Below are 26,440 nucleotides of genomic sequence, written 5' to 3'. Positions count from 1 at the left end.
CGCGCGAGTGCGCATCATTGGCACAAAAAAAGACCGCCGCATCTCTGCGGCGATCTCCAAAAAACGATTCCGTTTTTCATTTTTAATTATTCTTCACTCAGCTCATCCTCGTTGAGTACAATCTTGTCTGCCTCGTCCAGTTCAGCCGGCTCGTTGAAGTCGTCCTCTGCCAGATCGATATCATCCTCTTCCTCAACATCAGTGTTCAGCTTGATGGAGCGGTAACGCTTCATACCGGTACCAGCCGGAATCAGCTTACCAATCAGAACGTTCTCCTTCAGACCAATCAGCTTATCTACCTTTCCGTTGATGGCAGCCTCGGTCAGAACCTTGGTTGTCTCCTGGAAGGATGCAGCGGATAAGAAGGAGTCGGTTGCCAGAGATGCCTTGGTGATACCCAGCATAACCTGACGTCCGATCGCCGGCTCTTTGCCCTCGGCTTCCAGCGCCTCGTTCATCTCGTTGAAATCGAGTACATCCATGGATACGCCCGGCAGTACGTCGGAATCTCCACTTTCCTCAATCTTAATCTTCTTTAACATCTGGTGTACGATCATCTCGATATGCTTATCATTGATTTCTACACCCTGTAAGCGGTATACACGCTGTACTTCCTGGATCATGTAATCCTGTACGGCGCGGACGCCCTTGATCTTCAGAATATCGTGCGGGTTCACGCTACCTTCGGTCAGCTCGTCACCAGCCTCCAGAACCGCGCCGTCCTGAATCTTGATACGGGAGCCGTAAGGAATCAGGTATGTCTTGGAATTGCCCGTCTCATTATCCGTGATAATGATCTCACGTTTCTTCTTGGTATCTTTGATGGTTGCCACACCGCCGAACTCAGCGATGATAGCAAGTCCCTTCGGCTTACGTGCCTCGAAAAGCTCCTCGACACGCGGAAGACCCTGTGTGATATCGCCACCGGCAACGCCGCCCGAGTGGAACGTACGCATGGTCAGCTGTGTACCAGGCTCACCGATGGACTGTGCCGCGATGATGCCGACTGCCTCACCGACCTGAACCGGCTGACCGGTTGCCATGTTGGCACCGTAGCACTTCGCACACACACCGATATGGGATTTACAGGTCAGAACGGTACGGATCTTGATGGAATCTCTGCCCTGTTTCTTCAATGCTGCCATAACAGCCGCTGCACGCTTCGGCGTACACATATGGTTCTTCTCGATCACCACTTCACCTGTATCCGGGTCTGTGATTGTCTCAGCGATGAAACGTCCTGTGATACGCTCCTGCAATGTCTCGATGGTCTCCTGACCATCCATGAATGCCTTGATCTCCATATACGGAATTTCCGGCTTATCCCAGCAGCAGTCCTCCTCGCGGACGATCAGATCCTGGGATACGTCTACCAGACGTCTGGTCAGGTAACCAGAGTCGGCAGTACGCAGAGCCGTATCGGACATACCTTTTCGAGCTCCGTGTGCGGAGATGAAGTACTCCAGTACGTCCAGACCCTCACGGAAGTTGGACTTGATAGGAAGTTCAATCGTATGACCGGTCGTATCTGCCATCAGTCCTCGCATACCAGCAAGCTGTTTAATCTGCTTATCCGATCCTCGCGCACCGGAGTCAGCCATCATGAAGATGTTGTTATATTTGTCAAGTCCTGTCAGCAGGTCGTGAGTCAACTGATCATCGGTTGCCTTCCAGGTCTCGATAACTTCTTTGTAACGCTCTTCCTCTGTGATAAGACCACGGCGGAAGTTCTTTGCGATATGATCAACCGTTGCCTGCGCGTCAGCAATCAGCTTCGGCTTGCTTGCCGGTACGGTCATATCGGAAATCGATACGGTCATGGCTGCACGTGTAGAGAACTTGTAGCCAATCGCCTTGATATCATCCAGGGTGATCGCTGTCTGGGTTGCACCATGGACATTGATAACCTTCTCCAGAATCTGCTTTAACTGCTTCTTGCCTACGTGGAAGTCAACTTCCAGTTTCAGCTCGTTCTCTTTCTGGGAACGGTCTACGAAGCCCAGATCCTGCGGGATGATCTCGTTGAAGATGAAACGTCCAACGGTAGACTCGATGATACCAGTCTTCGTTGTGCCATCCGGCATCGTGCGGGTTACTCTTACTTTGACACGGGAATGCAGGGTAACAACCTTGTTCTCGTATGCAAGAATCGCCTCGTTGATGCTCTTGAATGCCATGCCCTCGCCCTTGGCGCCCGGACGTTCCTGGGTCAGATAGTAAATACCAAGTACCATATCCTGGGAAGGAACGGCTACCGGACCACCATCGGACGGTTTTAACAGGTTATTCGGAGAAAGCAGCAGGAAACGGCACTCTGCCTGTGCCTCCACGGAAAGCGGAAGATGTACCGCCATCTGGTCGCCATCGAAATCGGCGTTGAATGCGGTACAAACAAGCGGATGCAGCTTGATTGCCTTACCTTCTACCAGAATCGGCTCGAATGCCTGGATACCCAGACGATGCAGTGTAGGAGCACGGTTTAACATAACCGGATGCTCTTTGATTACATCCTCGAGAACGTCCCAAACCTCCGGCTGAAGGCGCTCTACCATCTTCTTTGCATTTTTAATGTTATGAGCGGTTCCGTTGGAAACCAGCTCTTTCATAACGAACGGTTTAAACAGCTCGATCGCCATCTCTTTCGGCAGACCGCACTGGTAAATCTTTAACTCCGGTCCTACGACGATAACGGAACGTCCAGAATAGTCAACTCGCTTACCCAGAAGGTTCTGACGGAAACGTCCCTGTTTACCCTTTAACATATCAGAAAGGGACTTGAGGGCACGGTTGCCAGGACCGGTAACCGGACGGCCACGGCGGCCATTATCAATTAATGCGTCAACTGCCTCCTGAAGCATACGTTTCTCGTTGCGCACGATGATATCCGGTGCGCCGAGCTCCAGAAGTCTTGCAAGACGGTTGTTACGGTTGATAATACGACGATACAGATCGTTTAAGTCGGAAGTTGCGAAACGTCCGCCATCCAACTGTACCATCGGACGGATATCCGGCGGGATAACCGGGACAACGGTCATGATCATCCACTCCGGTTTGTTGCCGGAATTTCTGAATGCCTCTACGACTTCCAGACGCTTGATGATGCGGGCACGCTTCTGTCCGGTTGCATCCTGTAACTGGTTTCTCAGATCCTCAGAATCCTTCTCCAGGTCGATCGCCTTTAAAAGCTCCTGAATCGCCTCGGCACCCATGCCGACACGGAAAGAACCGTAACCGTATTTCTCGATCTCGTCACGGTACTCCTTCTCAGACAGAACCTGCTTCATCTGCAGTCCGGTCTGTCCCGGATCCAGCACGATATAGGAAGCGAAGTACAGAACCTTCTCCAGAGTTCTCGGAGAAATGTCCAGAATCAGACCCATGCGGCTCGGAATTCCCTTGAAATACCAGATGTGGGAAACCGGAGCTGCAAGCTCGATATGACCCATGCGCTCACGGCGGACGCTGGCTTTTGTAACCTCAACGCCGCAGCGGTCACAGATAACACCTTTATATCTGATTTTTTTATATTTACCACAGTGGCACTCCCAGTCCTTGCTCGGTCCAAAGATTCTCTCACAGAACAGGCCGTCTTTCTCCGGCTTTAATGTTCTGTAGTTGATGGTCTCCGGCTTTTTAACCTCGCCGTGAGACCACTCCAGAATCTTTTCAGGGGATGCCAAACCGATCTTGATTGCGTCAAATGTCAATGGTTGATATGTTTCATTTGTCTCTGGCATGAGCGGTACTCCCTCCTATCGATTATTCTTCGTCGTCAGATCCATTATCATCGGAAACGTCTGCATAGTCATCGTCCGTATAGCCGTCTGCCTCTGCTGTATACTCATCGTGCTCTACATCGGTCAGCTCACCATCTTTAAATTCCTGCTCCTGGTAACCGTAGTTGCCAAAGGACTCATTCTGAGAGTAACGCTTGCTGTCACCCTCGATGACGGAACGAAGATCGGTATCGCCTTCGTCGATGTTCTCCTTGAGCTCGATCTCGGAACCGTCTTCTGCCAGAACTCTGACATCCAGACCCAGGGACTGAAGCTCTTTTAAGAGTACCTTGAAGGACTCCGGAATACCCGGCTCCGGAATATTCTCGCCCTTGATGATTGCCTCGTATGTCTTCACACGACCTACCACATCATCAGACTTCACGGTCAGGATCTCCTGCAGCGTGTAGGATGCGCCATACGCCTCCAGAGCCCAAACCTCCATCTCTCCGAAACGCTGGCCACCGAACTGAGCTTTACCACCCAGCGGCTGCTGTGTAACGAGGGAGTAAGGACCTGTGGAACGTGCATGAATCTTATCATCAACCAGATGATGCAGTTTCAGGTAATGCATGTGTCCGATTGTAACCGGGCTGTCGAAGTATTCGCCGGTACGTCCATCTCTCAGGCGGACTTTACCGTCACGTCCGATCGGAACGCCCTTCCAGAGTTTTCTGTGCTCCAGATGGGTACCCAGATACTCCATAACTTCCGGATCTACAATATCTTTATATTTTGCTTCGAACTCTTCCCAGGAGGTGTTGACATAGTCATTTGCCATCTCCAGAGTGTTCTGAATATCTTTCTCGTCTGCGCCATCGAAAATCGGGGTGGACACATCAAAACCAAGTGCTTTGGCAGCAAGGCTTAAATGAATCTCCAGGACCTGTCCGATATTCATACGGGACGGTACGCCCAGTGGGTTCAGTACGATGTCGAGCGGACGGCCATTCGGAAGGAACGGCATATCCTCAACCGGAAGTACACGGGAAACGACACCCTTGTTACCATGACGGCCAGCCATCTTATCGCCGACGGAAATCTTTCTCTTCTGTGCAATGTAGATACGAACGGTCTTATTTACACCCGGAGCCAGCTCGTCGCCGTTCTCTCTTGTAAATACCTTCGCATCAATGATGATACCGTATGCACCATGCGGTACTTTCAGGGAAGTATCACGAACCTCTCTTGCCTTCTCACCGAAGATCGCACGTAACAGGCGCTCTTCTGCGGTCAGCTCGGTCTCTCCCTTCGGAGTAACCTTACCTACCAGGATATCACCGGCACGAACCTCTGCACCAATGCGGATGATACCGCGCTCGTCCAGATCTTTCAGTGCATCCTCGCCGACACCCGGAACATCTCTTGTGATCTCTTCCGGTCCCAGCTTGGTATCACGTGCTTCTGCCTCGTATTCCTCGATATGGACGGAGGTATATACATCCTCCTGAACCAGACGCTCAGACAGAAGAACGGCATCCTCGTAGTTGTAGCCTTCCCAGGTCATGAAGCCGATCAGCGGGTTTTTGCCCAGACCGATCTCACCGTTGCAGGTGGACGGGCCATCTGCGATAACCTCGCCAGCTTCGACATGGTCATTCTTGTATACAATCGGTTTCTGATTGTAGCAGTTGGACTGGTTACTTCTCTTGAATTTTGTCAGATGGTATACATCGCGGTTTCCATCGGAATCTCTCTTGATGATGATCTCGTTGGAAGCGGAGCGCTCAACCACACCGGCATTCTTTGCAACGACACACACACCGGAGTCAACAGCTGCCTTCGCGGAAATACCGGTATCGACAACGGCTCTCTCGGTGGTCAGAAGCGGTACCGCCTGACGCTGCATGTTCGATCCCATCAGAGCACGGTTCGCATCGTCGTTCTGCAGGAACGGAATCATGGAAGTAGCTACGGAGAATACCATCTTCGGGGATACGTCCATCAGGTCGATTTTCTTCTTCTGGAACTCGGAGGTCTCCTCACGGAAACGACCAGATACGTTATTGTGGACGAAGTGTCCTTCTTCGTCTAACTGCTCGTTTGCCTGTGCAACAACGAAGTTATCTTCCTCGTCTGCTGTCAGGTATACAACCTCATCCGTAACAACCGGGTTGGACGGATCGGTTTTATCTACTACACGGTACGGAGCTTCGATGAAACCGTACTCATTGACACGTGCGTAAGATGCCAGGGAGTTGATTAGACCGATGTTCGGTCCCTCAGGTGTCTCGATCGGGCACATACGGCCATAGTGTGTGTAGTGTACATCTCGTACCTCGAATCCGGCACGGTCCCTTGACAGACCGCCAGGACCCAGGGCAGAAAGACGTCTCTTATGGGTCAGCTCGGACAGCGGGTTGTTCTGATCCATGAACTGGGACAGCTGGGAACTTCCGAAGAACTCCTTGACTGCTGCTGTAACCGGCTTGATATTGATCAGGGACTGGGCAGAAACACCTTCCATGTCCTGTGTTGTCATACGCTCACGTACCACACGCTCCATACGGGACAGACCGATACGGTACTGGTTCTGAAGCAGCTCGCCGACCGCACGGATACGACGGTTGCCCAGATGGTCGATATCATCTGGATTGCCGATGCCGCCTTCCAGATGCATGTTGTAGTTGATGGAAGCGATGATATCTTCCTTCGTAATGTGCTTCGGAATCAAGTCATGGATATCTCTGCGGATAATCTCTTTTAACTCCTCATCAGAAGCGCCGGCATTTTCTTCCAGAATACCCTGGAGAACCGGATAGAATACTAACTCTGTGACGCCTACTTCTTCCGGATCGAAATTCACATAAGCGCCCAGATCTACCATCATGTTAGAAAGAACCTTGTGATTCTTCTTCTCACCCTGAATCCATACAAACGGAACGCCTGCGTTCTGGATGTCAGTAGCAAGTTCCTTGGTAACCTTTGTTCCCTGCTCCGCCAGAATCTCTCCGGTAGTTGTATCAACCACATCCTCAGCCAGAACGTGACCTACGATACGGTTCTTAAAGTGAAGCTTTTTATTGAATTTATAACGACCTACCTTTGCCAGATCGTAGCGGCGCGGATCGAAGAACATGCTGTTTAACAGGCTCTCTGCGCTGTCTACGGAAAGCGGCTCACCTGGACGAATCTTCTTATATAATTCCAGAAGGCCATCCTGGTAGTTGTTGGACGGATCCTTCTCAAAGCTCTTCTCCAGTTTCAGCTCATCGCCGAACAGGTCAATGATCTCGGCGTTAGTACCGTAACCAAGAGCACGGATCAGAACAGTAACAGGAACTTTTCTGGTCCGGTCTACACGCACGTAGAAAATGTCGTTGGAATCTGTCTCATACTCCAGCCAGGCACCCCGGTTCGGGATAACGGTGCAGCTGTATAACTCTGTACCGATCTTATCGTGCGCGATTCCATAATAAATACCAGGGGAACGAACAAGCTGGCTGACGATAACTCGCTCCGCTCCGTTGATAACGAAGGAGCCGGTGTCGGTCATAAGTGGAAGATCACCCATGAAAATCTCATGTTCATTGATCTCATCTTTATCTTTATTGCAAAGTCTTACCTTTACCTTCAGAGGAGCTGCATAGGTCGCATCGCGCTCTTTGCACTCTTCGATCGTATATTTGATATCGTTTTTACACAGTGTAAAATCCACAAATTCCAGACTCAAGTGACCTGCGAAATCCGTGATCGGGGAGATATCAGCAAACACTTCTTTCAGTCCCTCATCCAGGAACCACTGATACGAGTTTTTCTGAATCTCAATCAAATTCGGCATTTCCAGAACTTCTTTTTGTCTTGAGAAGGTCATCCTTACACCTTTACCGGTTTTTACCGGACGCATCCTGCTTTTCTCCATTCGATGTTTCACCCCTGTTTTCTTTCTATCTCTATGGTTTGCATTTTTCCATCTCCGAACCAGCCTTGTTTCATGCCGCCGGAGCTGCACTGTCATTTGGGCATACGAATACCCGGAAAACACAGTTTTCCACAATAGTGCATTCTCCATCTTAGCATGGGATTTGATGGGTGTCAAGTGGTTTTTTGATGGATTTGGAATAAGCCATAGTTACCCGTCTATTTTTCTTGCCATTTCCCCTCTCCAATGCTATAATACATAGTAATTGCGCGGCTATTTTCGTTATTTCTGCGAAATGGGATTGGATTTGCGTCCCGCCGCTATCTACAACGGAGGTATATATATATGTCATTTTGGAATGTACTGCTAGTTATTATCGTCATTCTGGCTATCCTTCTTGTCGTACTGTATATTCTGGGTTCCCGGATGCAGAAACGTCAGGCAGAGCAGCAGACTATGATCGACGCTTCGAAACAGACAGTTTCGATTCTGGCGATTGACAAAAAGAAACTGAAAATCGGAGATTCCGGTCTCCCGAAGATGGTTATTGACCAGACTCCATGGTATATGAAGTGGGCGAAGCTCCCGATCGTAAAGGCTAAGATCGGACCGAAGGTTGTGACCATGATCGCGGATGAGAAGGTATTCCTTCAGTTACCGCTCCGCACCGAGGCAAAGGTTGTCATCAGCGGTCTTTATATCACAGAGATCAAGAGCGTGCGCGGAGGTATCCCGCCGCTGCCGAAGAAGAAAAAATTCTTTGACCGTTTCAAGAAAAATACAGAAGAGGCAGCAAAGAAAGAAGCTTCCAAGTCCAAGAAAAATAAATAATGGATCTTAAAATCCCGGAAATGTAACTGATTGCACGTTTCCGGGATTTTTGATTCATCGATTTTATTTCTTTGTTTCTATATTCTTTTATATTTACTGCTCTTTCAGGTTCAATTTCGCCGTCGCCTTCGATTTCACATCAATTTCAATATGGCTCTGGCTGGTCTGCTCATAGTTGAGTTCCAGCGTATAATCAATCTGGATTTTCAGATGATCCGGACCTTCATTGATCTTGATGCGGTCGGTCGTGACGCCCACGATCATCTGACCGTATGGAGTCACATAACAGCTGACATTCGGACGGTTCTCCTGAAAAATCATATGCGCCCGCGCATCGCCTCCCTTGATCATATCGACGCTGTCCGCATTGGCTTTGATGGTATTGCGGATGCTTCCTTCCTCGCCCTCCAGGATCTCATCATAGATGATATAATGCTTGCCATTTTTGAAATAATAGCTGCCTGCCGTGATAACCTCCAGGTTATTCGTCTCCCCGTCCGCAATATGGGCACCGCGCACGGATACAAGCACATCTTTCGTCATATTTTAATACTCCTCAATGTTAATCTGTTTCGTGTCTTTTACCTCTTTTGGCAGAATCGCCTTGGCAAAACGCGTGAAATTCTCCGCCCGGTCGCTGACAAAGAACTGATACTGGTCAAGAATCGGCTCCCCGGCAGCAGCGCGGCGGCTGTTTTCCTCCGAAAAACGTTCCAGATCCTCCGAACTGCGTGTCAGATCCATGTCCCGCAGCAGAGTTTTAAGTTCAATCGCCGTCTCATATGCCGGATTTACCAAAGTCACCTCGTCGCCCATCAGCCGATGCAACGTCGAACGCAGCAGCGGATAATGCGTACATCCCATAACCAGCGTATCAATGTATTTTTCTTTCAGCGAAGAAAGATACCGGGAGGCAATCTCGTCTGTTACCGAATCATGAAAGAGTCCTTCCTCCACCAGCGGCACAAAGAGCGGACACGGTTTTCCAATGACCTCAATATCCGGGCGCAGCTTCTGCATTTCTCTGGTATAAATACCGCTCCGGATGGTCGCCTCGGTTCCAATCACGCCAATCTTTCCATTATGGGTTGCCTCGGCAGCCGTACGCGCGCCCGCGTAGATAACCCCGATGATCGGGATATCCAATTCCTGTTTGACCGTCTCCAGTGCACACGCCGAGGCCGTGTTGCAGGCAATCACGATCGCCTTGACTCCCTGTGTTTTCAGAAAACGGATGATCTGGCGGGAATAGCGCAGTACCGTCTCCTGCGATTTGCTTCCATATGGAACGCGCGCCGTATCTCCAAAGTATACGATGCGCTCCTGCGGCATCTGGCGCATGATCTCACGGGCTACCGTCAGACCGCCGATGCCTGAATCAAAAACTCCGATCGGGGCATTTCTATCCATGTTTACCTTCCTTTCGGCAAAATTCTTATGGTCATGTTTCCATTCTTTCCCGAACTTCTGTGTATATCGAATCATATAACGTCCAAAAGTAGATTCTCTCACACTGTTTCAGGATTCTGAAACATTTTTATTTATTTCTAGGCTTCGTAGCGTTTCAGTCCGTGTTCAATCAGCTTTGTCACCATCTCCGGCTTCGGGATTCCGGCCGCCTCAAAGAGCATCGGGTACATACTAATCGCGGTAAAGCCCGGCATGGTATTGATCTCATTGAAGATAACCTCGCCGTCCTTCGTCACAAAGAAATCGACACGCGACAGACCATAGCCATCTACCGCCTTGAAAATACGTCTCGCCGCCTGACGCACACGCTCGGTCGCATCGCCCGGAAGCTCTGGATTTACCACGGTTCTGGACTCTGCGTTGTAATATTTCGCATCAAAATCATAGAAATCGGCTGCTGCCAGAATCTCGCCAACACCGGAAGCGATGACCGGTTCTGTGCCATTTCCAAAGACCGCACATTCGATCTCACGGCCGACAATCGTCTCCTCAACCAGAATCTTGCGGTCATGGTGCGCCGCCTCCTTTAAGCCTGCAATCAGCTCTTCGCGATCCGACGCCTTGCTGACACCTCTGGAAGAACCTGCATTGGACGGCTTGATAAATACCGGATATGAGAACCGGTTCTCGATGCGTGCCACAACCTCATCCATCTTTTCAAGTTCTTTGCGGATGACCAGCTCATATGCCGCCTGGCGCACGCCTGTGTGGTCAACAATCTGTTTTGTATACACTTTATCCATCGAAACGCTGGACGCCAGCACACCGCATCCGACATACGGGATTTTTGCCAACTCAAAGATGCCCTGAATGGTGCCGTCCTCGCCCCAGAGTCCATGCAGAACCGGGAATACCACATCAATGCGGATCATTTCCGCCTTACCATCTTTCAGGACGATCACGGATTTCTCCGTTGCATCCGGGGAAAGGATCGCGGTCGTCGTGTTCTTTCTCCAGCTCTCATCCTCGATCTGCTCGACCGAGTCAACCAGCAGCCATTTTCCCTCTTCGGTAATTCCGATCAGGGTTACATCATAGCGCTCTGTATCTATATTTTTAATGACATTGATTGCCGACATACATGAAACAATATGTTCCGAAGACTGTCCGCCAAATACCACAAGTACACTCTTTTTCATAATATCCGCCTTTCTGCCGGGTGTGGGAAGCTTCACCACACGCCGGAATGCTATTCCAAAATATAGTTTAGATTATACCATAACTGTCAATACTTGCGACAAGAAGATTCGATTTCTTTCAGTAAAAGGAGAGCCATTATGTTAAATCAAGTGATTTCGTTCCAGTCTGAAAATTCTCTGTCATCCGCATCCAGGATTCATCCACCTGTTACCAATAAATGCCGCCATTTTTCCACCGGTTCCTGCAAGTTTTCCCATATCTACGATGGAATACTCCCGCTTCTCGCATTATGTTCCATGCTCTTATTTCTGCTTTTCTGCCTGCCTCTTCTTACTTTTACCAGAAACCAGATTCAGCAGAAAGTCCTGGCGTACGCGATCGCCCCGCCGATCCTGCAGACTCATGTGATCGACAACTGGTGGGGTGTTCTCTATCCGCCGCCCGCCCTGTCCGGAGGTGTCATGCCGGAAGAAAACTCAAAAAATCAGAGCGCCGATTCCGTCTCTGACGCTCTGATTTTTGATAACGATATGAACTGGCTGTCGCAAAAGAAACATATCGTTTTTGATGTAAACAAGAAAGCTGCTGCTCTGATTTCCTCTAAAGCTGACCCGATGACTTGCTCCAATCACTCGGAACGTTCTGGAACAGCTTCAGCTTCCAAAATAACCACCGAACCGACAGAATCTTCTTCGAACTCAAAAATAGCAGCCACGCACGCCGTTTCCGCTGACAGCAGTCTGCCGGATAAAGCTCATGCTTCCTCCGACAATTCGATTACTCTTCGGGTAACGTGTCGTTTTTTATCTTTCCTTCCCGGAGGCTCGGAGTGATGAAATTCTCATAGGAATAGTTCCACAGCGTCTCCGAGCCCTTGGCGGTATTCTTATTTCTTCCAAGAATCTGGCTCAGGTGCACGCCGCGCGTCGCCCACGCCTTTCCCTTGGAAGCATCATTGAGCATCGTCGGCTGGATGTTGTCCATCGTATGTGCAAACCGTGCTTCCGGCGTCTCCCCGGCTTCAAATTCATCCCAGAGAGCGCGCAGTTTTTCGCCCTGATCCGGCGGCAGCATTCCGAAAATGCGCTCTGCACCCTTTAATTCTCTCTCCCGCTGGGTTTTCTTCGCCTCCTCGTCATAGGCATATGTGTCGCCGGCGTCGATCTCGACCAGATCGTGAATCAGAAGCATGGTAACCGTTTTCAGCACATCGATCGGCTCATTGGAATACTCCGCCAGAAGCACCGTCATGATCGCCATATGCCATGCGTGCTCCGCGTCATTTTCCTTCCGCTCGCCGTCTGTCAGATACGTCTGGCGACCGATAAATTTCTCCTTGTCTATCTCCCGGATAAATGCAAACTGCTGCTCCAGACGTTCTTTCTGTTTCTGATTTATATCCATTGTTTCCGCCTCCTTACAGCTTTTTCCCCGCCAGAACCTCTTTATAATCCTTATAATTCTCCTCCAAAAGCTTCGGCGTATCCAGACCATACGGGCACATCGACTTGCAGTGTCCGCAATGCAGGCAGTCCTCTATCTTCTTCATCTTCGCCTGTCCCTCCGGGGAGAGGTATCTCGCTGACGGAGAACGGCGCAGAAGCAGGGACATACGCGCACAGTTGTTGATCTCGATTCCTGCCGGACACGGCATACAGTAGCCGCAGCCCCGGCAGAATTCACCTGCCAGCTCTTTCTGGTCTTTTTCAATAACAGCTTTCAGCTCGTCCGTCAGTTCCGGTGGATTGCCGATGTAGCTTAAAAATTCGTCCAGCTCGCTTTCCTTCTGTACACCCCAGATCGGCAGTACATTCTCAAACTGTGCCATATAGGCATAGATCGCAGCCGAATTGGTCAGCAGACCGCCCGACAGACCCTTCATTGCGATAAATCCCATTTCGTGCTCCGCACAGGCCTTCGCCAACGCGATCTCCCGCTCGGTGGAAAGATAATTAAATGGGAACTGCAGGGTATCGTAAAGCCCCGACTCAATCGCCTCCTCCGCAATGCTCATGCGGTGGTTCGTGATGCCGATGAAACGGATTTTCCCCTGCTCTTTTGCCTCGAACATCGCCTCATAAAGACCGCTTCCGTCTCCCGGCTTCGGACAGACTGCCGGATTGTGAAACTGGTAAATGTCCACGTAGTCTGTTTTTAAATTATGTAAACTCGTCTCCAGATCCTTCCAGAAGCCTTCCGCCGTCGTTGCCGCTGTCTTGGTCGCAATATAGATATGCTCGCGCACGTCGCTCAGCGCATAGCCGATCTTCTCCTCACTGTCCGTATAAAAGCGCGCCGTATCAAAGAAACGGACACCCGCATCATACGCCTTGCGAAGCAGTACCTTCGCATCATCAAAAGAAATACGCTGGATTGGCAGCGCGCCAAATCCATTTTTATTGACGATAATATCCGTCTTTCCAAGGGTAACCGGCGTACCGGCTACCCTTTCTCTTGCGTCCAGCATCTCTTTCAGCGCCTCGTCGCTGTCATCGATCCAGACATCCTCCTCATCGGCGTTGAGACCGAGATATTTTGCCAGTGTCCGCTCATCATCCGACCGGTTCCAACGGGAAATATAGCGATCGATTTCCTCAAATGGAATCTGTCCGGACAGGTACAATTCTTTAAATGTCATACTTCCTTCCGCTCCTTTAAATTCTTAAGTACCGTGATTTCCTGGTTATCTATGTGCCCCCTGGCTACCGCCTTTGCCTCCGCCATATGGCGCAGACGCAGTGCCGCCAATATTTTTTCATGCTCTAACTGCAGAATCTGCCGTTTATCCTCGTCCTTGATGTATTCCAGACGGAACCGGTACATCTGCTCACGCAGGTTGTTCAAAATCTGCACCAGACGCTTGTTGCGGGTCGAATGGTAGATCACGTCATGATATGCCTCGTCCGTCTCCGCGATCTTCATCGCATCGCCCTGATCAATCGCCGCTTTAAATGCTTTCTGTGCTTCTTCCAATGCCTGCATATCTTCTTCCGTCATGCGCTGGCACGCCAGCTCAATCGCCAGTTCCTCCAGCGAACGGCGCACTTCCAGCACATCTTTCAGGCTTTTTTCCGAAATCCGCGCCACCTCCGCGCCGCGCCGCGGAATCATCAGAACGAGTCCTTCCAGCTCCAGCTTGCGGATCGCCTCACGGATCGGGGTGCGGCTGACGCCCAGCTTCTGTGCCAGCTGAATCTCCATCAGGCGCTCGCCCGGTGCCAGCTCTCCCTTTAAGATTGCCTGGCGGAGTGTGTTGAATACCACATCCCTGAGTGGGAGATATTCATTCATTTTAACCTCAAAATTGTTCCCCATCTGCATGCCCCTTCCTGTTGTAAAAACTAGTCAGGTATACCTGTTTCGCCAGATCCTGGCTGCTACCATAGCGGAGTTCCTCATACGCCGCCTGGGCCGCCGTCTGGTTCGTAAACAAGCCAAATACGGTTGGACCGCTTCCGCTCATCAGAGAGCCGTCCGCGCCCATCTCCATCATCTTATCTTTGAGTGTCTGAATCACCGGATTTTCCGGGATCGTCACCGTTTCCAGCACGTTTCCAAGCTGTGAAACGACGCCGGAGAGGTCTTTTTTCTCGATCGCCGCCCGCATCGCATCAATATCCGGATGCGCCTCTGCACCCAGAGACGGCAGGTTTAAGCTCTCGTACACATGCTTCGTTGAAACGCTGACCGCCGGTTTGGCAATCAGCACGCGGCACTGCGGCATCGGCGGAAGCGGTGTCAGGATCTCCCCGATTCCCTCCGAAAGAGCCGTTCCCCGCATGATACAGTACGGCACATCCGCCCCCAGACGGACGCCGCGCTCCATCAGCTCCTGTTTCGAAAGCCCCAGTCCGAACATCTTGTTGACACCAAACAGGACTGCGGCCGCATCGCTGCTGCCGCCTGCCATCCCGGCTGCCACCGGGATAAATTTCTTCATCTTGATCTCCACACCGTCGCGGATTCCAAACTCATCCATCAGAAGTTTCGCCGCGCGGTAACCTAAGTTATTTTCATTGTCCGGCAGATAATAAAGGTTCGTTGAAAGACGGATTCCCTCTTCCTCCGTCCGGTTCAGTTCGATCGCGTCGTACACGCGCACCGTCTGCATGATCATCCGCACTTCGTGGTAGCCGTCTTCTCTCCGGCGGACTACATCCAGACCGAGATTGATCTTTCCATATGCTTTCAGCTCCAGATGCCTGATCATCGGTCATTCCTCCCATCGTTCCCTTAGTGTAATCACACTAGATTGTATTTTTTCATTATTTTGTATACAAGCTATTATATCCTTTTTGCATACAAAATACAATAGAATCCTTGCAGGATGAAGGTACCTGAACGAATTCCATTTTTTCCGCCAATATCCGTGAAGCCGTGTTGGAACGCTTCGTGCAAATCCGGATCTTATCCAGCTCCAGCGTTTCAAACCCATATTTCACAATCGCCCGGCAGGCTTCCAGCGCATATCCCTGACGGCGGAACGGTTCATAAATATGATATCCCAGCTCTCCGTCCGTCAGCCCCGCCTTTCCAACCAGCACACCGTCCGCGCGGCGTTCCAGCGCCCACAAACCGCACTCGGCAAAGCGGTACTGGTGTTTCCGGTATTCCTCGCGCTTGTTCCAATCAGAAAAAGTTCCGTCGGCATCCTCAGCGGATGCCGGTTCCAACGGATCGTCCTGGGAAAATTCACGGATGATGAGGCGGTCAGTTTCAGCAATGAGCCACGGGAGAGCCAGGTGGCGGCGGACGACGCGTTCCAGGAATGTTTCATCGGCGTCTTCAGGGTCTGTAATAAGGTAAAGGCAAGATGAATAGTCGGCCGGCTGTTTTTCCTCGTTTTCCCTCCATAAGCCAACAATAGCTCTCCCGGCTGCTTTCGCAGCCTGAAGAGCTTCGTTTTCATCGGAGAGAATCACCGGGTATGTCTGTCCCGCAATGGTTACTTCTCGTTCGATTGTCATAGATTATCTTTCTTTTCCTTTTTCCGGCTCCGGGTACTCCTCGCCGAAGGTGTCAACGGTCATCTTTTTGATCTTCTGCTCTTTCAGCGGACGATCGCCCCAGTCGGTGCGGACGCCGGCAATCTTGTCCACGATATCCAGACCTTCAACTATCTTCCCGAAGGATGCATACTGACCATCCAGATGCGGGGAAGTCTCATGCATGATGAAGAACTGGGAACCTGCGGAGTTCGGGTCCATCGCACGCGCCATAGAGAGAACGCCCTTGGTGTGCTTGAAATTGTTCGTAAAACCATTCTGGCTGAACTCACCCTTGATGGTATACCCTGGACCGCCCATACCATTTCCATTCGGGCATCCGCCCTGAATCATAAAGCCCTTGATGACACGGTGGAAGATCAGACCATCATAAAAGCCCTTCTTGATCAGGCTGATAAAGTTGTTGACTGTGTTCGGCGCAATCTCTGGGTAGAGCTCTGCCTTCATGATATCACCATTTTCCATCTCAATGGTAACAACTGGATTTTTCATGTATGTTTCCTCCTGAATTTTAAAAAATACCTCATTAAGTGGTCACATTATACCATAAGAACGTTCGAAAATCGACTGTTTTTCGTTCCATATTTGTCCATTTTCTTTACATTTCGTAAGTTTCTCCTCACAATTCGTTCACATTTATGGCTTAAGATGTATAGCACAATGTCGAAATGGACATTCTATGCGAAAAGATGAATGTTGCGCTCAGGAATCATCATCTGTCCTGCATCATACATCTGTGAGCAAACTAAGTCAAAAGAAAGGTTGGTAATGTACTATGAAAAAAACATATTTTGCTATCCTGGGCGCGGCTGCGATCCTCTCGCTCGCAACCGCCTGCTCTTCCAAAAACGTGAATGAACCGACTGCTAATGAATCGTCCCAGTCCGCCTCCTCCGAGTCCAGCTCGAATGGCATGGACGAAAGCAGCCCGATGGATGATTTAAAAGAAGACGCCAAAGACGCCGTTCTTCCATCCGAAGGAACTGCCGATGCAAAACAGTCCACATTGACTGGTACGATCAGCGACATCAAAGACTTTATGTTTACGATCACCGCCGACGGAACCGATTATGAATTCAGCTTCGAGCAGGATCAGAAACCGGACGGGCTTTCTGATGTAAAAGATGGGGATAAAGTTACCGTAACGTATACGGGAACCGTCAGTGAAGTGGATGCATTCAGCGGAACCGTTTTATCAGTTAAAAAAGCGGAATAAGGATTGTTGACACACTTTATACCCGTATTTTTTATGGCAGTCTTGACAGACGAAGCACGCAAAATATCTGCGCTTCCTGCCCAGGCTGCCATTTTCGATCCTCTGAACATAAAACATACTTACCAGGATCATGGAATCCATGTTCCGCGTTCATATTTCGTTCACACTTCATTAAAAAACCTTTTACACAATTAACATGGTTTCTTCACGATTTTTCCCTATACTATAACCATAGCAACAAGCAATGCTTACAAATTTTTTTCATAATACCGAGCTGAGTTTATATCAGCTCTCCTCCCTTTTTCAATACCAAAAGACCTCTCACTGCTGGAGAGGTCTTTTGTTGTATCTGAATTCCTCGATTCTCTCACTGTTCCGGTCTTCGTACCTTCCTGCCAAGCACCACCAGCGCTGCAAGGTTTGGCACCGCCATCAGCCCATTGAAAATATCAGATACCGCCCAGACGGCTTCCATCCGGCTGACGCAGCCGAGAAAGACCGAAACAAGATAACCCCCGTGATACAAAATACATATTTTATCGGCGCGCTTCTGTGGGACATCCCGCATCAGCCATCCAAGGGCCTGATCGCCGATGTAAAACCAGGCAAGGATCGTGGCAAAGGCAAACAGCACCATGCACGCCGCCGTCACTATGCCGCCTGCATTCCCAAAACGGGCTGCCAGAGCCGCCGCCACCGCGCCGCTGCCGCCCAGGGAATCGATCTTTTCGGTCAGATTGTGCGGAAATACACAGAGCAGTAAAAAAGCGGTCAGGCTGCACCCTATGATCGTATCGAAAAACACCTCGAAAATCGCCCACATCCCCTGTTTCTGCGCTTCCTGCCTCTGTCTTAGCCGCTCCTTTCCCTCACTCATCCCATGCAGCACCGCCAGACTCCCCAGACCCGCCTCATTGGAAAACACACCGCGGGATACCCCGCTTCGGATCGCCGCTGCAATTCCGTACCCGGTCATCCCGCCCGAAATTCCTGAAAAATTCAAAATACTGCTTCCATCCGTCTGTCCTGCATTATCTGCCAGTCCAAATGCCCCGCCCATAATTTTTCCCAATACTCCCGGTATCTGATCATAAAAGCTGAACACGGCGATTCCACCTGCCAGCAGATACAGCCCCGCCGATACCGGCACCAGCACCGAAGCCGTCCATCCGATGCGTTTTGCCCCGCCAAAGAGCACCACGGCGGTCAAAACTGCCAGTAGGATACCGGTTCCAAGCGGCGGCAGGGACGCTGCATAGCGCAGACTATCCGCCAGAGCTCCCGCCTGTACCATACATCCCATTCCAAGCGACGCCAGCACGCAAAACAGGGCATAGCATTTTCCAGCGAAACAGCTTCCAACCCCATTTTCCAGATAGACATAAGGTCCGCCCCCATACAAAATTCCCAGATAAACCTCCGTATATGCCAGCGCCATCCCCAGAAATGCCGCCGCCCACATCCAGAACACAGCACCCGGACCACCCATCGCCAACGCGGCTGCCACACCCGTGATATTTCCCGTTCCGACCGTCGCCGCCAGCGCGGTGCAGGTCGTCAAAAGCTGTCCTTTCCCGCCGCTCCCAACCGTCTCTCCCCACCAGACTCTGATATGACGGATCGGAAATCCCCGCAGACGCACCATGCAGAGGACTCCAACCGCCAGAAACAGTCCCAGAAGCCACGGTCCCCACACCATTTTCTGTACGATTCTGAGCGCTTCCATCCGAGCACCTTTCTATATCTATTTTCACTCTATCAAACCAATCTTATGATTTACTATGATATTTTATTCTCCAAGCCGTGATATTGCCTTCCGAGAACTCTCTTTCCATCCACGTTTTCTTACACTTTCTGTAAACATCCGCAAACCCCATGACAAACCAGACCGGCAGTGCTACAATAAGCATATCGGACAGGCGGACAAATTTCCAAATCTCTGTCCTTCTGGAAAGGATGAAAACAATATGCCAGGTTTTACCACGCACTATATATTCGGCATGAAAGCATACAACGATATGCCGTTCACACCCTTAAAACACACGATCGCCAAATACCGCTGGCTCTACCAGCTCGGTCTGCAGGGACCGGATATGTTTTTCTATAATATCCCGATCCTGCGCCACCGCGATTACCGCAACGTCGGTTCCTATATGCACGAACACAAGGTAAACGCCTTTTTTGAGTGCTGTCTGCGCCGTATTGGAACCATCCGCTCGCGCCAGCAGCAGGAGGAAGCCATCTCCTATCTGGCCGGATTTATAAACCATTACATTGCCGATTCGATCTGTCATCCTTACGTGTACGGGCGCATCGGCTATCCAGTGGATGCCCCGACCTCCATGCATCACGGGATGCACGCACATCTGGAAAATGAGCTCGACGCGATCCTGCTCTGGAAATATAAAAAAAAGAAGCCGTCCGAATTTAACCAGACCGCCACGATCTGTCTAAATGGACAGGAAATCCAGTTTATTTCCCATTTCCTGGCTTCCTGCATCAACGAAACCTATTATCCGATCACCTACCGCAACAACTTCCAGGTTACTCCGGCGATGGTGCACCGCTCCATCTGGGCGCTGCGCTTCGGCTGCCGGACACTCTCGGACAAGAACGGCAAGAAAAAATTCGGCATTGCACAGGTCGAATCCATCTTCGTCAACCACCCAGTTGCTTCCGCGAAAATGGTAACGGACTCCGTAACCGACTACCGGAGCAGCTGTAACCTAAACCACGAAGCATGGGGCAACCCGTGGGATCCGACCCGCGTCTCAACCGCCTCGTTTGTTGATCTCTTCCATGAAACATTGGACAAATGCAGCCGTGTCTATGCGCTTTTAAACAGCGCCGTCACAGACAACATGCCGTTAGATAAACAGGATTTATCGCCGCTTCTGGCTGAACTGGGGAATGAGTCTTATCACAGCGGACTACCTGTTGAGTGAAAACACGTACTTCGGTTCCTGGTAAATAAAAGCTGTCATATGAAGAACACTCATCTGTTTCTCATATGACAGCTTTTTTGATCACTTTTCTCTTAATTATACACAGAAAATATCCCGTGTCTGTGCAGACAACCTCTTATTCTGCGTTCTCTGTCTCTTCCTCCGCCTCAGTCGTATCGTACTCGCCTGCTGCTTCTTTCTCTTTCACCTTGGAAATCAGCTCTTTGGTATCCGGAAGTTTGAAATCTGCGCCAGCCTCATAGGAACCACTGATAAACCATGCGTCCTCGTTATCCTGGTCGCTCTCCGGAACGATGCTGTAGGACAGTGCATACTGTTTCCACAGTCCGCCGTAGGAATCTTCACCGGACATCTCAATCGAGAAGTCCTGGGTGTGGACAATGTCGTTGAATCCCTTGATTAAATCTTCCGCATAGGTTCCTATCTGATCATCCGGCAGATCATCTGCCACTACCCAGATCAGCATGATCTGTTTCTTGTTCGGCTCCATATAGAAATGGAAATCGCGGCCGTACTCGTAGGTACTTGTATCCTTGAACATGTCTTCCGCGTCCGTGCTGACCTGTGTCCAGTCGATCTCAACATTTTCCTGGGTCTCAAAATTCGGATCTCCGACTACCGTCTCAGAAGTCGGTTTTACAATCGTACTCTCCGTGCATCCGCTGAGCAGCGCCATACACGCAACCATCATTATCAGAAGTTTTTTCATCGTGTTCTTCTATCCCTTCATTCACTCATTCACAGCCGGAACCAGCCCGAACCGCATGGCTATTATATAATATCGCCTTTTGTTTTTGTAGTCATTTTAGAAAAATTCAAAAAATCTTCATACTTTCCAAAATTTCCCGTAAACAATCCATCTGGACCATTTTACCGCCATTTAGCGCATCCAGGTTGTCAATCCAAATCCTCAACCGTAAGCTCTGTGTCATCCTCCTGCACACCCTGCTGTGTTTTGGCATCCTCTGCCTCTTTCTGTGCAGGTTTTTCTTTCAGCGGCTTCTTTTCCGTGGAACCAGTTCTTACTTTTCCACTCTCTGCCAGCCGGGACGCGGCTGCATCTGCCGCCGGAACCTGTCCTGAACCAGATCGCACATCCATGTCAGACTCCGCCTGCTCTGTGCTCTCATCTGCCTCCGCTGTGCCAGGCGCCCTGTAGGACGCGCCCATCCGCTTTTCAAGCAGTTTTTCAAACTCTTCCCGCGAACAGCCGATCTCCTGCAGACGCTGTCTTCTCCGTTTTCTCCGCTCCTCCTGGCGTCTCTTTTCTTCCTGATGACGCTGGTAGAACAACCATACAAGCGCCGCACACGCCGCTGCCAGAAGCACACTGACGACCACAATCAGCACCGTTCTCACCGATACTTTCGGAAGTTTCGGCAGGGTCAGGTGGAACGAAGATTTCGCCTGCTTTGGTTTTCCGGACGCGCCTGTATTGGATGCTGCCGGATCCGATGCCGTATTTCCGTCATCCGGAGCCGTCTCCCCGTTTGCTGCCGCTTCTGCCGCCGATGCGCTGATCAGATACACCTGTCCGATCTTGCGGTCGTTGTATTTGTAAGAAAGCAGTGCCACCGCGCCCAGCGGTGCATCCTCCGGCAGATCCGTTACCACCGTCTTCTCCGCATCCGCAAACGAAGCATCCTTCGGGATCGTGATGACTGCCGACGTATCCATCGATAAATCGGACGGCTGATAGCTATTGTCTCCGATCTGCACCGGCTGATCGCCGCTTGTGTATGCCGTCTCATTTTCCGAAATATTTACATTTTCAAACCGTAGAAAGCCGAAATCCAGCAATGCAATCGTATCCTGATAATGGGTCGCCTGCGTACTCTTCATCGTGACCGCGATCTGGCGTCTGTCATCCTTGATCGCATAGGTAACAAGCGTCTGCCCCGCAACGGATGTGTAACCGGTCTTTCCGGCCACCGCATATGGATAATAGTTCGGACTCTCTGTGTCAGTCGTGATAAGAAGCTTGTGCTCCGGCTGGATGGTCACACCGTCCGGATTGTTCTTCGTCGCCGGTAATCGGTAGCTCTTATCCTTACTGATCGTTAAAAGCGTGTCATTTTTATACGCCGCCGATGCGATCAGCGCCATATCATACACCGAAGTGAGCTGTGTGTCGTCATTCAGACCGGACGGATTCGCAAAATGGCTGTTCTCACAGCCAAGCTCCGCCGTCTTCTCGTTCATCATCTTCACAAAACCGTCGCGGCTTCCGCCCACATGCTCCGCCAACGCATTCGCCGCCTGGTTGGAAGAACGCATCAGCAGCAGGTAGAGACAATCGCGCACCGAAAGCGTGTCGCCCTCCTCGATGGCGTTCTTGTTTCCGCTGCCATCTTCCACGTTGTAAACGGCATCGTGGGAAAATGTGACCGTATCATCCAGACTGCTGTTCTCAATGACTACGAGCGCCGTCAATATTTTCGTGATACTTGCCGGCGCCTTCTGCACATGGATGTTCTGCCCAAATAAAACCGCCCCGGAGTCCGCATCCATGACAATGCCTGCCTCCGACTCGATCCCCGTATCCGAGGGCCAGTCCGGCTTTGCAAATGCCGTCATCGGCATTCCGGCAGCCATCAGTGCCGTGATCATCAAACTTATCAGTAAACGTCTTAATCTCTTCATACGATTCCTTCCTGTCAGCTTTCCTTTTCCGGAAATCCTTTTGTATCATGAACGATATAAATTGGACGATCCTTCAATTCTGTAAACAGGATCGCGATATACTCCCCGATAATTCCCACAATCACGAACAGCATCGCGAACATAAAGCATAAAAGCACTACGATCGTCGCGTAACCATTGGGCGTTCCTTTGACCGCCCACTCATAAATCGTTTCCAGCATCACGAGCAGCCCCAGAAAGCCCACGATAATTCCCGAGTAAATGCCGAGCTTTAGCGGCAGATCCGAAAAGCAGAGAATCGTATTGATCGAAAATTTAAATAATTTCCGAATGCTGTACTTGCTCTCGCCCGCCACCCTGGCTCTCGCCTCATACTCGATGGTCGTCCGGTTAAATCCGATATTCTGCACATAGCCGCGCAGGAAACGCACTTTTTCCCGGTAATTGGTCTTTAACACCTGCGCCGCATTGGCAGTCAGCGCAAAGAAATCGGATGCGTTATTTTCCAGCTTCACATCTGAAATCTTGTTCAAAAATTTATAAAAAGCAGAAGACGTCAGGTTTTTGATGAATCCAGCCGATTTATTTTTCGTCCGGACCATGTTGATAACCTCATAGCCCTCTTCGAATTTTTCGATTATCTGCGCCACACATTCCGGCGGATGCTGCAGATCGGCATCCATACACACGATGCCCTCCCCGCTGCTGTGATCCAGCCCCGCAAGCATCGCCGCCTCATGGCCAAAGTTGCGTGAAAAGTTGATCACACGTACCCGCGGATCCGCTGCCGCCAGTTCTGCCAGAATCTGCCCCGAGGCGTCCGCACTTCCGTCGTTGACAAAAATCAGTTCGTAATTCCACGGCAGCGCCTCAAAAACCGGAGTTGCCTCCCGATAGAACTCATGCAGCGCCTTTTCCTCGTTGTAAACAGAAATCACGATCGAGATCGTCTTTGGTTTCTGTCCGTTCATATTTTCCATCCTGTTCTGCATGGTCGACTGTCTGGTTTCATTTTTCTTCTTATCTTCCATGCTGTCTGTCCGTTTTTTCTTATCTTTCTTACTCATATTTCATCTTTCAATTAAGCATCCGGGTCATCCAAAATTTCGATCGCTATCGAAGAATGTGCCGGAACCCGTTTTTCCACCGGCGGCAGCGTCATATAGTCGCCGTAAATCCACTCCAGCACATGCTCATAGCCCACCGGCACCATCAGCTTTGTGTCCTCAAACGGCAGATCCACCGCGTGCTCGCACCATGCGCCCTCCAGCGTTACATAGAGATAATCCGGCTGGTAATTGCTGTAATACCAGTGTTTCGTCTTCTTTTTGCGATCCTTCGCCGCTGCAAGTCTCTGCAGCTTAAATAAAACCGGCATCGGGACAAGGTGTCCCACACCTGCCAGCACACCAACCCGCAGCTTATCCATCAGGCTGTATTTGCTGAAATCAATCTGATCACGGTGTGCGATCGCCATTCCATAAATAACCTTCTGAAGAAATTTTGCGCTCCACGCGCCCACCTTACTATCCGGCAGGCGGTCAAGGACGAACAGATCCACCCAGAGATGGTTTAATTTTCCCTCATAAAACTGCATCTGCTCATTGTCCTCATGGACGCGGCTGTTGTCATAGATGACGCGCGTTGTAAAATCATAAAACACCTTGCCACCCCGGATCTCCTCCGGGCGCAACAGGGACATTCCCTCCGGCAGCTCCCGCGGCGCTACCTTCAAAAACATCTCATAATTGGCACGTGTAAATGCCAGATCGACATCATCATCCCACGGGATAAATCCCTCATGACGCACCGCGCCCAAAAGTGTCCCGGAATCCAGCATATAGGAAATCTTGTATTTCCGGCAGATCCGGTCTATCTCCTTCAAAAGGCGCAGATTCGCCCGGTGAACCTTCTCAAGCCCCGGATACGGCGGCAGTTTGACCGCCCTGCGGCTCTCTGATTTTTCCTCATTCATGATGGTTGTCCCCTCATTTTCTTCTGCAACTGCTCATTCTCTGTCACAGCTGCTCATTTTCACAGGCATTTTCTTACAGGCAGAGTATCTCCCCGCCTGTGAATTGCCGCGGTCCCCGTCCCTACTGACGGCATGCCCCACGAAGTGTCTTTGCCATATAATCAATCATTTCATCTGTCATGCCCGGATAAACGCCGACCCAGAAGGTATCGCGCATGATACGGTCGGTATTTTCCAGAGTTCCGGCTACGCGGTAGCCGCAGTTTTCTTTCCGCATCTCATCAAAGCACGGATGCTTGATCAGGTTTCCGGCAAAGAGCATACGCGTCTGCACGCCCTTTTCCTCGACATATTTGACTACCTTGTTCCGATCCACGCCCTCTTGGCAGGTCAGAAGGAAACCAAACCAGCTCGGATCGGAATGCTCACAGGCAACCGGCAGGATATATGCGTCCTCGGTTCCGGCAAGTCCCGCTTTCAGACGGGCGAAATTGTGTTTTCTGCGCTCCACGAAGGATGGAAACTTTTCAAGCTGCGCGCAGCCGATCGACGCCTGCAGGTCGGTCGCCTTTAAATTATATCCAAAATGGGAGTATACATATTTATGGTCGTAGCCAAGCGGCAGCTCACCATACTGGCGGTCAAATCGGTGACCGCAGAGGTTATCGCAGCCGGACGGGCAGACACAGTCGCGTCCCCAGTCGCGGAAGGAACGGATAATCTTGTTTAAAAGCGGATTGTCCGTGTACACGGCGCCGCCCTCTCCCATCGTCATGTGGTGCGGCGGATAAAAGCTGGACGTTCCGATATCTCCGATCGTACCGGTAAAATGCCACTCGCCGTTCAGCTCATAGCGGCTTCCGAGGGCATCACAGTTATCCTCCACCAGCCACAAGTCATGACGGTCACAGAATTCTTTTACCTTCTGTAAATCAAACGGATTTCCCAGCGTGTGGGCAATCATAACCGCTTTCGTCTTTTCTGAAAGCGCCGCCTCCAGTTTGTCGGCGTCGATATTGTACTGTGGAATCGTCACATCCACAAATACCGGAACTGCGCCATACTGGATCGCCGGGGTTACCGTCGTCGGGAAACCTGCCGCAACCGTGATGATCTCATCGCCGCGGCGCACCCGGCGTTCTCCCAACAATGGGGAAGTCAGCGCCATAAATGCGATCAGGTTCGCAGAGGATCCGGAGTTTACAAGGGAACAGTATTTGACGCCCAGGTACTTCGCAAGCCCCGCCTCAAACTGATCGGTGTAACGTCCGGAGGTCAGCCAGAACTCCAGCGCACTGTCTACCAGATTGACCATCTCATGGTTATCGTAAACGCGGGACGCATACGGAATCCGCTGTCCCTCGGTAAATTCTTTTTTCTGATTATGATATTTATCGCAATACTCTGCCACCAGATCGAGAATCTGCTGACGCGCAGCCTCTTTTCCGTCCGACAGGGTTACTTTTTCTTCTGACATGTTTCTCCTCCTGCTTTTGCTACTGCTCTCTGCCGCACCCGTTCTGCCTGCTGCCAGACACACCTTTCGTGCAGCCGC

Annotated in this window: 21 protein-coding genes; 4 read left to right on the top strand and 17 right to left on the bottom strand. The window is 50.6% G+C overall.

The genetic code is table 11. The annotated features are described in order from the left end of the window. Positions 1-86: 86 nt before the first annotated feature. Both rpoC and DW739_RS07310 read right to left on the bottom strand, forming a co-directional pair. On the bottom strand, positions 87-3,737 hold the full coding sequence (rpoC, locus tag DW739_RS07315) for a DNA-directed RNA polymerase subunit beta' (RefSeq protein WP_107000676.1): 3,651 nt from the start codon (positions 3,735-3,737) through the stop codon (positions 87-89). Positions 3,738-3,759: 22 nt separating this feature from the next. Next, positions 3,760-7,638, bottom strand: coding sequence for a DNA-directed RNA polymerase subunit beta (locus tag DW739_RS07310; RefSeq protein WP_107000677.1), 3,879 nt, complete (start codon positions 7,636-7,638; stop codon positions 3,760-3,762). Between the two features lie 345 nt (positions 7,639-7,983). Between DW739_RS07310 and DW739_RS07305 the strand changes: the two genes are divergently transcribed. Next, on the top strand, positions 7,984-8,469 hold the full coding sequence (locus tag DW739_RS07305) for a hypothetical protein (protein ID WP_022360091.1): 486 nt from the start codon (positions 7,984-7,986) through the stop codon (positions 8,467-8,469). Between the two features lie 93 nt (positions 8,470-8,562). On the opposite strand, the gene DW739_RS07300 is transcribed toward DW739_RS07305, so the two are convergent. From DW739_RS07300 to DW739_RS07290, 3 genes are all read right to left on the bottom strand, one after another. Further along, positions 8,563-9,012: a DUF1934 domain-containing protein gene (locus DW739_RS07300; RefSeq protein ID WP_022360090.1), complete on the bottom strand. Its 450-nt coding sequence runs from the start codon at positions 9,010-9,012 to the stop codon at positions 8,563-8,565. 3 nt (positions 9,013-9,015) lie between these two features. Then, positions 9,016-9,879, bottom strand: coding sequence for a glutamate racemase (murI, locus tag DW739_RS07295; RefSeq protein ID WP_118637870.1), 864 nt, complete (start codon positions 9,877-9,879; stop codon positions 9,016-9,018). Positions 9,880-10,016: 137 nt separating this feature from the next. Then, positions 10,017-11,078, bottom strand: a complete 1,062-nt coding sequence (locus DW739_RS07290; RefSeq protein ID WP_181357193.1) for a D-alanine--D-alanine ligase family protein — start codon at positions 11,076-11,078, stop codon at positions 10,017-10,019. Positions 11,079-11,216: 138 nt separating this feature from the next. Here DW739_RS07290 and DW739_RS07285 point away from each other — a divergent pair, with 138 nt between their 5' ends. Further along, on the top strand, positions 11,217-11,912 hold the full coding sequence (locus DW739_RS07285) for a hypothetical protein (RefSeq protein ID WP_118471400.1): 696 nt from the start codon (positions 11,217-11,219) through the stop codon (positions 11,910-11,912). Here the strand turns inward: DW739_RS07285 and DW739_RS07280 are convergent. The 6 genes from DW739_RS07280 to DW739_RS07255 are packed head-to-tail and all read right to left on the bottom strand — an operon-like array spanning position 11,857 to position 16,577. After that, a complete protein-coding gene (locus DW739_RS07280) occupies positions 11,857-12,483 on the bottom strand; it encodes an HD domain-containing protein (protein WP_107000681.1) in 627 nt (208 codons plus the stop codon). The two genes, DW739_RS07285 and DW739_RS07280, sit on opposite strands and share 56 nt — an antisense overlap. A 13-nt stretch (positions 12,484-12,496) precedes the next feature. Then, complete coding sequence (locus DW739_RS07275; protein WP_118742841.1) at positions 12,497-13,717, bottom strand: aldo/keto reductase; 1,221 nt, start codon at positions 13,715-13,717, stop codon at positions 12,497-12,499. Next, positions 13,714-14,394 (bottom strand): GntR family transcriptional regulator, encoded by a 681-nt coding sequence (locus DW739_RS07270; RefSeq protein WP_107000683.1) that lies wholly within the window; start codon positions 14,392-14,394, stop codon positions 13,714-13,716. Before DW739_RS07270 ends, DW739_RS07275 begins: the two co-directional genes overlap by 4 nt. Next, a complete protein-coding gene (gene ispE, locus DW739_RS07265) occupies positions 14,378-15,289 on the bottom strand; it encodes a 4-(cytidine 5'-diphospho)-2-C-methyl-D-erythritol kinase (protein ID WP_022360083.1) in 912 nt (303 codons plus the stop codon). Before ispE ends, DW739_RS07270 begins: the two co-directional genes overlap by 17 nt. A 55-nt stretch (positions 15,290-15,344) precedes the next feature. Beyond that, positions 15,345-16,046 (bottom strand): GNAT family N-acetyltransferase, encoded by a 702-nt coding sequence (locus DW739_RS07260; protein WP_117796284.1) that lies wholly within the window; start codon positions 16,044-16,046, stop codon positions 15,345-15,347. Between the two features lie 3 nt (positions 16,047-16,049). Next, the gene (locus tag DW739_RS07255; protein ID WP_022360081.1) at positions 16,050-16,577 is read right to left on the bottom strand and encodes a peptidylprolyl isomerase; all 528 of its coding nucleotides are present in this window, start codon (positions 16,575-16,577) and stop codon (positions 16,050-16,052) included. Between the two features lie 283 nt (positions 16,578-16,860). Between DW739_RS07255 and DW739_RS07250 the strand changes: the two genes are divergently transcribed. Continuing rightward, the gene (locus tag DW739_RS07250) at positions 16,861-17,301 is read left to right on the top strand and encodes a hypothetical protein (protein WP_118471406.1); all 441 of its coding nucleotides are present in this window, start codon (positions 16,861-16,863) and stop codon (positions 17,299-17,301) included. A 367-nt stretch (positions 17,302-17,668) separates the two neighbouring features. Here the strand turns inward: DW739_RS07250 and DW739_RS07245 are convergent, their stop codons facing one another. After that, positions 17,669-19,027, bottom strand: a complete 1,359-nt coding sequence (locus tag DW739_RS07245) for an alanine:cation symporter family protein (protein ID WP_118742840.1) — start codon at positions 19,025-19,027, stop codon at positions 17,669-17,671. A 241-nt stretch (positions 19,028-19,268) separates the two neighbouring features. On the opposite strand from DW739_RS07245, the gene DW739_RS07240 reads away from it, so the two are divergent. Next, complete coding sequence (locus tag DW739_RS07240; RefSeq protein WP_117796288.1) at positions 19,269-20,246, top strand: zinc dependent phospholipase C family protein; 978 nt, start codon at positions 19,269-19,271, stop codon at positions 20,244-20,246. 136 nt (positions 20,247-20,382) lie between these two features. On the opposite strand, the gene DW739_RS07235 is transcribed toward DW739_RS07240, so the two are convergent. From DW739_RS07235 to rfbH, 5 genes are all read right to left on the bottom strand, one after another. After that, positions 20,383-20,976, bottom strand: coding sequence for a hypothetical protein (locus DW739_RS07235; protein WP_181357194.1), 594 nt, complete (start codon positions 20,974-20,976; stop codon positions 20,383-20,385). A 188-nt stretch (positions 20,977-21,164) separates the two neighbouring features. Continuing rightward, positions 21,165-22,910, bottom strand: a complete 1,746-nt coding sequence (locus DW739_RS07230) for a D-alanyl-D-alanine carboxypeptidase family protein (RefSeq protein WP_117796289.1) — start codon at positions 22,908-22,910, stop codon at positions 21,165-21,167. 14 nt (positions 22,911-22,924) lie between these two features. Beyond that, positions 22,925-23,881, bottom strand: coding sequence for a glycosyltransferase family 2 protein (locus DW739_RS07225; protein WP_117796321.1), 957 nt, complete (start codon positions 23,879-23,881; stop codon positions 22,925-22,927). Positions 23,882-23,991: 110 nt separating this feature from the next. Further along, a complete protein-coding gene (locus DW739_RS07220) occupies positions 23,992-24,885 on the bottom strand; it encodes a LicD family protein (protein ID WP_118469173.1) in 894 nt (297 codons plus the stop codon). 121 nt (positions 24,886-25,006) lie between these two features. Beyond that, on the bottom strand, positions 25,007-26,362 hold the full coding sequence (gene rfbH / locus DW739_RS07215) for a lipopolysaccharide biosynthesis protein RfbH (protein WP_118742839.1): 1,356 nt from the start codon (positions 26,360-26,362) through the stop codon (positions 25,007-25,009). Positions 26,363-26,440: the final 78 nt, after the last annotated feature.

The sequence above is a fragment of the Clostridium sp. AM28-20LB genome (genome assembly GCF_003480665.1).
Classification (GTDB): domain Bacteria; phylum Bacillota; class Clostridia; order Lachnospirales; family Lachnospiraceae; genus Otoolea; species Otoolea fessa.
The sequence above is the reverse complement of the archived record's forward strand: the minus strand, read 5'-3'. Positions and strand labels throughout refer to the sequence as shown.